Origin of the sequence: Dankookia rubra (genome assembly GCF_004355005.1) — a bacterium.
GTDB classification, from domain to species: domain Bacteria; phylum Pseudomonadota; class Alphaproteobacteria; order Acetobacterales; family Acetobacteraceae; genus Paracraurococcus; species Paracraurococcus ruber_A.
Window position 1 is genome coordinate 1 of sequence record NZ_SMSJ01000165.1, and the last position, 7,073, is coordinate 7,073.

Below are 7,073 nucleotides of genomic sequence, written 5' to 3' on the forward strand. Positions count from 1 at the left end.
CGGGCACATGCGCAGGCTATCGAAGCTGCCCGACCGCGTTCGCAGCTTCTTCGGGCACAAGACTTTTCGCTACGCCGCCTGATTCAAGATCGCCCAGGCCGGATCAATAACGGCAATCGCCCTGCCACTCGCAGGAGGCGCCCGTGCACCGCCGCAGTCTCCTCTCTGCTGCATCCATGCTCGCAGTCCCCGCCGCACGGCCCCTGGCGGTCGTCATCCCTGAACCGGTCGATTTGCTATTGGTCCTCGCGGTGGACACGTCAAGTTCTATAGACCGCGACGTAGCAAGGTTGCAGCGCGAAGGCCATTGCGCGGCGCTGTGCGATCCCAGCGTGATTGCATTAGTACGCAGCGGGCCGTGCGGCGCAATTGGCCTTACGTATGTCGAGTGGTCAGGAGTCGCACATCAACGCTTAGTGCTACCCTGGACGCGTATCGCCTCCCTCCCCGACGCTACGGCGTGGAGCGAGGCACTTGCACGGAAGCCCCTCCTATCGCTGGGCGGCACCTCGATCGCGGGGGGCATCGACTTCGCTCGGCGGGTGCTATCTGATGCTCCTTGGCCTGCCGAGCGCAGGGTCATCGATGTGTCGGGCGACGGGTTGAACAACGGCAGCCTACCTGTCGAGGCGGCACGCGATCGAGCGGTCGCCGAGAACATCACCATCAACGGCATCGCCGTCGGGGATGGCGCGACAGACATCGGCAGCGTCTCGCCGCCCGGCGAATTAGAGGACCACTATCGCAATGCGGTCGTCGGTGGTCCCGGCGCCTTTGTTGTGACGGCTGAGGACTTCGGCGGCTTCGGGGCTGCGCTCCGGCGCAAGCTGAGGAGGGAAATCGCCGAGGTTTCCCCATTATGCGTCGGTAGATCATCCTGAGGTGAAATCCGGCTGCGCGAAGATCAGGTCGGCAGCGGGGTCCTCCGTGAATCCTAGCTAGGACTCGACGATGCGGATTACCGCGCGCCGAGAGCACGCTAAGGTCTTGGACAATGGCCTGGAATAGGAGGGCATCATGCGGGTTCTGGTAGTCGGCGCTGGGGCGCTGGGCGGCTACTTCGGCGGCAGACTGGCAGAAGTCGGGCGCGACGTGACCTTCCTCGTGCGTCCTGGCCGCGCCGAACAGATCGTGCGGCACGGGCTCCACATCGACAGCCTTCATGGAAACGCCCACGTCCATCCCCGGACTGTGCTGGCCCGTGACCTGAGCGAGCCATACGACCTCATTCTGCTCGCGGTGAAGGCGTACTCCCTTGACGCCGCAATGCAGGACATTGTGTCCGCGGTCGGACCCGAGACCACCATTCTGCCCGTGCTGAACGGCATGCGCCACCTCGACATGCTGGCCACACGCTTCGGCGCGGAACGCGTCCTCGGCGGCGTAGCCCAGATACCGGCGACTCTCGGGCCGGAGGGTCAGGTCATCCATCGCATGGGGACTGACCACCAACTGATTTTTGGCGAGGTTCCAGGCGCCCTCTCCCCGCGTGTTCGAGCCATCGCCTCAGTGTTCGACGGGGCGAACTTCCGGCCTCGGACCAGCGAGCAGATCGTGCAGGATATGTGGGAGAAGTGGGTTGGGCTGGCCGCCCTGGCCGCGGCGACCTGCCTGATGCGAGGAAGCGTCGGCGACATTCTTGTCTCCCCAGGTGGCCGGGACATGGTGTTGGCGCTATTTGCCGAATGCCGAGCGGTGGCGGCAGCGTCCGGACATGAACCCCGCCCAGCGATCATAGAGATCACCACCGGTTTCCTGACGAATGAAGGTTCTCGGCTCACCGCGTCAATGCTGCGCGACATCGATCGTGGCGGCCCCGCCGAGGGCGAGCATGTGCTTGGCGACATGGTGGAGCGAGCGGAGAAGATGGGTGTCTTGACGCCCATGCTGAGGCTCGCGCGCTGCCATGTCGCCACCTATGAAGCGCGACGCAAGCGAGAACAAGCCGGAGCCTAGCGGCTTGACCCTGGTCCGGCAGGCAAACGGGAACTGGTTGATTGTGGAACATCGCCCCTCCCCTTTGCCGGAACCGTCCCCGGCCCAAAGGTGAAGGGGTGCGGGATCGAGGCGTACCCATCTTCGGGCCATGCGCCCACGGGGTGGAATGCAGCCGACATAATCGGTCCGGACACCGCCGCCGATTCACGCTCCCCGCGCCGCCTGGACGAGTTGCGTCTGGATCACCAGGGCGACGAGGCGCCCCGCCTCCGTCGTGACCCGCGTCTGCCAGACCATGGTCGTCTTGCCTCGATGCACGGGGAGCGGCCTCGCCGATGATGCACTACCCGAGCGGCGCCGAGCCGATGAGGTTGGTCTTGCTCTCGATGGTCGTCGTCCAGGCGCACTCGGGCAGGTTCAGGATGTTGCCCGCCGCGCCGAAGGTGTCGGCGAAGGCCATGATGGCGCTGCCGTGGAGGATCGCGGGCCGGGTGCAGAGGTCGTCGCGGACCACCAATTCCACAGTCACCCGGTCGGGCACCGCCCCTGGTGAAGGTCATCATGAGGAGCTTGGTGAAGGGCAGCATGGCAGAGTTGAGGTCGGCCAGCCGATCCATGACCCGCGTCATCCGCTTTCGCCCGAGCGATTACTTGCGCCCGCTGGCGAACAGGAACTCAACCGGCACCTCGATCGGACCGCCCGCTTCGGCGTCGCCTTCAAGCCCGGACCGCACCCCGTCCCGCACCACCCGGCGCTCCTCGTATGGCAATGCTCCTCCCGAGGTCGAGGCTGCCAGTTTGTCGGTGCCCTCCTTTCGGCTATACCTTGCATTTCTTGCTGAATCCGGTGCAGCCGGGCGGATTACGATTGCAAGAGCGCCTTCAATGCCTCGTCGATGAACTTCACATCCGCCGGGTTCACTCCCGGACCTCCCGCACAGTGGCCCCAAATGGAGGGGATGGGGCGCAACTCCGCATCCGGCATGTGGGCGACCTCGTACTCGCTATCCTCGGGCGGGAAGTAGAGATCAGTCTGCCCAGGCATGACCAGCGCCCGGGCCGTAATGGCGCCGAGCGCCATTTCGAAGTTGCCACCGTAGCGCGGGTTGGCGCTGATGTCGGCGTGCTGCCATGTCCAGAGCATGGCCAGGAGGTTGTTGGCATCGCGCGGCAGGAATAGTCCCTCCCAGAACCCGACGAGGAAATCTTCTAGAGAGGCGAAGCCCATCCCTTCGATGTCCAGCCGTTCGCGGTAGAACGTCCGGGAGAATCCCCAACCCGCATAGACCCGCGCCATGGCGCGCAGGCCCTTGGTGGGCTGCCGCTCGTACCAGCCGCCCTGGAAGGCATCGTCGGCGGTCAGTGCCGCCTTCACGCCCTCAAGAAAGACGAAGTTGTGCCGCGAGGTACGTGCTGAGCCGCAGAACGGGGCGATGCGCTCCACCATTTGCGGATACGCCGCGCCCCACTCGAAGGTCTGCTGGGCGCCCATCGACCAGCCGACCACCAGCCGCAGCCGCTCGATACCCCACTTCTCCGTCACGAGCCGGTATTGGCAGGCCACGTTGTCGTGGACCGTCACCCCCGGAAAGCGAGCGCGATCCCAGGGTGGCGGTGTGTTACTCGGTGAGGAGGACAGGCCGTTGCCGAACATGTTCGGGACGAGGATGAAGTATTTTTCGGGATCGAGCGCCATGCCGGGGCCGATCAGCCACTCGTTCTCGGTGTGCTGCCCGGAGTACCACGTCGGGTAGACAATGGCGTTGTCCTTGCTGGCGTTGAGCCGCCCATAGGTCTTGTAGGCCAGCTTGGCACCCCGCAACGTCGCCCCAGATTGCAGGACGACATTGCCAAGTTCGAAGATGTCATAGTCGGCCATTGCTCTCCTCCCCAGCGCTACAAACACCGACAAGCATTGGCTCAGGCGACGATACCTCGAATGCCGGACGGAACCCTGCCTTGCTGTCGCCTCTGGCGATCCTTAGTTCCATCTTGATTCCGATCGGCATTGACCGTCTCGTCACCCGCCCGATCGAACACGCCGCCTCGGGTACCGAACTCGTGCGTCATTTCCATGGCCAGAACGACATGTGGCACACGGTCGATCTCGATGGGCTGGGGCCGAGCATTCAAGGTGATCACATGCGGTCTCGCTTGCATCGGCTTACTCCCTGTGTCCAACGGGTTCCAGCAGCAGCCTAGGCGGTTACGGCGAAGGAGCGTGGTCCGTCCGCATCGCGCGTCCGGAAAGAGGCGTGCGACCACGGCGAGTTTAGCGCAGCGACACCGACAACAGATACAGGATGGCTCGGCTTCCACGCCGTTGGCTGATGTCGGAAAATGAGGGGGGTCCTGCATGGCTAGCGGTCTTGAAGGCTTCATTGTCGCGCCGCACGAGGGTATGGCCTGGGGAATGGGACCAGGGCGCCCTGCGGTCTTTAAAATTCTGACTGATGCTACCGACGGCAGAGTGGGGGTGTTCGAGGAAATGGTGCCACCCGGTGTTGGTACGCCGCTACACATCCACCGCGACAGCGACGAGGTGATATATATCCTCTCTGGTGAGTTCATCGCGCGGCTTGGCGACCGGACGCATCGCATCTCGACCGGAGCTTGGGCCTTCGTCCCACGCACCATTGTTCATGGTTGGCGCAACTGCGGCACCAGTGAAGGTCGAGCATTATTCATGTTCGCCCCGGGCGGCGGGGCAAAGTCGTTTGAAGAACTGTGCCGACAAGGAAAATCTCTGCCCGAGATCGATCCAGCCGTACGTGCGGAAATTTTTGAACGCAACGGGCATACGGTGATTACCCGGGACTGGGAGTGACTTGCTTCCATGTACGCCTAACCAGTTATTCAGGCATCTGGACCGACCCGCTGCGTGGCAGAAATCCACACCGCCGGTTTAGAACACCGTGCCGCTCCGTCCAGTTTCCGTAGGTGGCAATGGCCTACGTGACGGCCTGCTGGTCGGCCGCTGGTACCTGCCGTTGCCCTCGTCGTTGACCCGAGCGACTCCCGGAGAGCAGCATCCCTGGCCCCGCACGGGGGCAGGGAGAGGCGACATGTACATCAACATCAGCCGCTACGTGGGCATGGCCGGGAAGATCGGCGAGGCGGCGCCGAAGGTCCAGCAGGGTTTCGTCCCGCTGCTCAAAAGCCACCCGGGCTTCCTCGGTTACGCGAACTTCGCCACTGAGCAGGGTGATATCGTCGCCCTCCACATCTGGCGCGATGCCGATGCGCTGGCGAACAGCCGAGATAAAATCCGCGGCTGGGTGCAGGCCAATCTCCCGGACTTCGTGGAGCCGACCGAACGATTCAACGGCACGATCGGGCCGCACGGCATTGCGGCGCCACAGAGCGGCGGCCCGGGCCAGTCCCTCTACTGCATGATCCGGAAATCGGAAAACCTGCCCGGACCGGAAACCCAAGTGCCGGTCGTCAAGGAGATGGTCGCCGCCACCCAGCAGGTCCCAGGGTTCCGCGGGGTCTATTTCGCGCGCTCGACCGATGATCAGACGCGCGGGGCCTCCGTGACGTTCTTCGACAACCGCGAGCACGCCCAAGCGGCGCACGAGATCGCCATGGCGATCATGAAGAAGCAGCAGCCAAACGTCGCCGTTCGGGTGGCGGCCTCGGGGCAGACCGCCGTATTGGCGATGGCCTGACTACCCCGGCCAGAGCGGCACTGACATACCCGGCGGATTTTGGGGGAGAAGCGACGATGGCAGACACGCTCGGCTGGCGCATGAAGCTCGGGGTGCTGGTGCCCTCCACGAACACGTCGGTGCAGCCCGAGTACGATGCCATGCGCCCGCCGGGTATCACCAACCACGTGCGCGGCTTCCGCATCCCCAACGCGCCCACCCGCACCGACACGGAGTTCAGCCAGCAGTTGGAGAACATGCGCGCCACCATGGTGGACGCCATGGACGAGGTGCTGACCCTCGACCCGGGCCACGTCATCCTGGCCACCGCGGCCGAGTCCGCAGGCGGGGTAGAGGGCGCGCGTGTCCTCCGGGAGAGGCTGCTGGCCAAGAGCGGCGGGCGAGTTGGTGTGACGCTCGGCGCCGACGCCATCCTGGCGGCGCTCACCCGCTATGACGGTATGGCGCGGATCGGGGTGGTCACGCCCTACATGCCGGTCGGCGACGAGCAGGCGCGGCGGTTTTTCGAGGACAGCGGCATCGCAGTGGGGCGGGTGAAGGGGCTGAGGTGCGGCAGCCCTGTGTTGATCGCGCACACCCCGGAGGCCACGCTGCGGGACGCCATCGTGGAGGTAGACAGCCCCGACGTGGATGCTGTCGTGGTAGTCGGCACCAACCTGCCGATGGCGCGAGTGGCGGCCATGGCCGAGTTCTGGCTGGGCAAGCCGGTGATCGCCCTCAACACCGCCACCTACTGGCACGCGCTGCGCCAGTGCGGCATTCACGACAAGGTGCAGGGTTTCGGGCGGCTCCTGGCCGAGTTCTGAGCCTGCACGAACGTGCTGGTGCCGACATCGCCCAGCTAGAGGAGGCCACCGAATGGGCCCGTCCTCCGCCGAGCAGAAACCCGGCCTGAACCGCCTGCGGGCGATGTGGGCGGAGGGGCGCTGCGCGCTCGGCGCCATCGCCACCATCCCCTCCGTGCAGGTCGTGCAGGTGCTCGCGGCCTCCGGGCTCGACTTCATCCTGATCGACATGGAGCACGGGCCGATCGGCCCCGCCGAGGCGCACGCGATGATCGCCGCCACCGCGGGCACGCCGCTGGTGCCGCTCGCGCGGGTCGCGGCGACCACGCCGTGGCACGCCAAGGTGCCCCTCGACCTCGGCGTCATGGGGGTCTGCTTCCTCTTGATATCCGCCCGCGACGACGCGGAGGCGGCGGTCCGCGCGGTCCGCTACCCGCCGCTCGGCGAGCGCGCCTGGGGGCCGTTCTACGCCCCACCTCGCTGGGGGCTGTCGATGCGAGACTACCAAGACCGCGCCGACGACGAGGTGCTGGCCATCGCCACCATCGAGCACATCGGCGCCCTGCCAACTGAGAGCGTCGGAGAGAAAATCCCTCAGGGAGCGGCTGGGTAATCTGGCCGCGGCGGCGTGAAATAGGAGCGCTGCCGAGCCTTTCGTCACGACGGCTGACGGAAGGCC

General features: G+C 65.3%; 8 protein-coding genes. 6 read left to right on the top strand and 2 right to left on the bottom strand.

Features of this window, described 5'->3' with window-relative positions; all coding sequences use genetic code 11:
* The first annotated feature begins 143 nt into the window (after positions 1-143).
* Together E2C06_RS34755 and panE are read left to right on the top strand one after the other, a co-directional pair.
* Positions 144-881 (top strand): DUF1194 domain-containing protein, encoded by a 738-nt coding sequence (locus E2C06_RS34755; protein WP_241671606.1) that lies wholly within the window; start codon positions 144-146, stop codon positions 879-881.
* 136 nt (positions 882-1,017) lie between these two features.
* Positions 1,018-1,956 carry a 2-dehydropantoate 2-reductase gene (gene panE, locus E2C06_RS34760; RefSeq protein ID WP_133293121.1) on the top strand — a complete coding sequence of 313 codons (939 nt, stop codon included), beginning with the start codon at positions 1,018-1,020 and terminating at the stop codon, positions 1,954-1,956.
* 325 nt (positions 1,957-2,281) lie between these two features.
* Here the strand turns inward: panE and E2C06_RS39015 are convergent, their stop codons facing one another.
* Together E2C06_RS39015 and E2C06_RS34770 are read right to left on the bottom strand one after the other, a co-directional pair.
* Complete coding sequence (locus E2C06_RS39015; protein ID WP_206664832.1) at positions 2,282-2,467, bottom strand: PaaI family thioesterase; 186 nt, start codon at positions 2,465-2,467, stop codon at positions 2,282-2,284.
* 333 nt (positions 2,468-2,800) lie between these two features.
* Positions 2,801-3,817 (bottom strand): alpha/beta fold hydrolase, encoded by a 1,017-nt coding sequence (locus E2C06_RS34770; protein WP_133293122.1) that lies wholly within the window; start codon positions 3,815-3,817, stop codon positions 2,801-2,803.
* 597 nt (positions 3,818-4,414) lie between these two features.
* Between E2C06_RS34770 and E2C06_RS34775 the strand changes: the two genes are divergently transcribed.
* From E2C06_RS34775 to E2C06_RS34790, 4 genes are all read left to right on the top strand, one after another.
* Positions 4,415-4,765, top strand: a complete 351-nt coding sequence (locus E2C06_RS34775; RefSeq protein ID WP_165982878.1) for a cupin domain-containing protein — start codon at positions 4,415-4,417, stop codon at positions 4,763-4,765.
* 238 nt (positions 4,766-5,003) lie between these two features.
* The gene (locus E2C06_RS34780) at positions 5,004-5,609 is read left to right on the top strand and encodes an antibiotic biosynthesis monooxygenase family protein (protein WP_133293124.1); all 606 of its coding nucleotides are present in this window, start codon (positions 5,004-5,006) and stop codon (positions 5,607-5,609) included.
* A 56-nt stretch (positions 5,610-5,665) separates the two neighbouring features.
* A complete protein-coding gene (locus tag E2C06_RS34785) occupies positions 5,666-6,415 on the top strand; it encodes a maleate cis-trans isomerase family protein (protein WP_133293125.1) in 750 nt (249 codons plus the stop codon).
* 52 nt (positions 6,416-6,467) lie between these two features.
* A complete protein-coding gene (locus E2C06_RS34790) occupies positions 6,468-7,007 on the top strand; it encodes an HpcH/HpaI aldolase family protein (protein WP_133293126.1) in 540 nt (179 codons plus the stop codon).
* Positions 7,008-7,073 lie beyond the last annotated feature (66 nt).

Coding starts and splice junctions, on each gene's coding strand:
- E2C06_RS34785 (WP_133293125.1), top strand. CDS start 5,666: ATGGCAGACACGCTCGGCTGGCGCATGAAGCTCGGGGTGCTGGTGCCC.
- E2C06_RS34780 (WP_133293124.1), top strand. CDS start 5,004: ATGTACATCAACATCAGCCGCTACGTGGGCATGGCCGGGAAGATCGGC.
- panE (WP_133293121.1), top strand. CDS start 1,018: ATGCGGGTTCTGGTAGTCGGCGCTGGGGCGCTGGGCGGCTACTTCGGC.
- E2C06_RS34790 (WP_133293126.1), top strand. CDS start 6,468: ATGGGCCCGTCCTCCGCCGAGCAGAAACCCGGCCTGAACCGCCTGCGG.
- E2C06_RS34770 (WP_133293122.1), bottom strand. CDS start 3,817: ATGGCCGACTATGACATCTTCGAACTTGGCAATGTCGTCCTGCAATCT.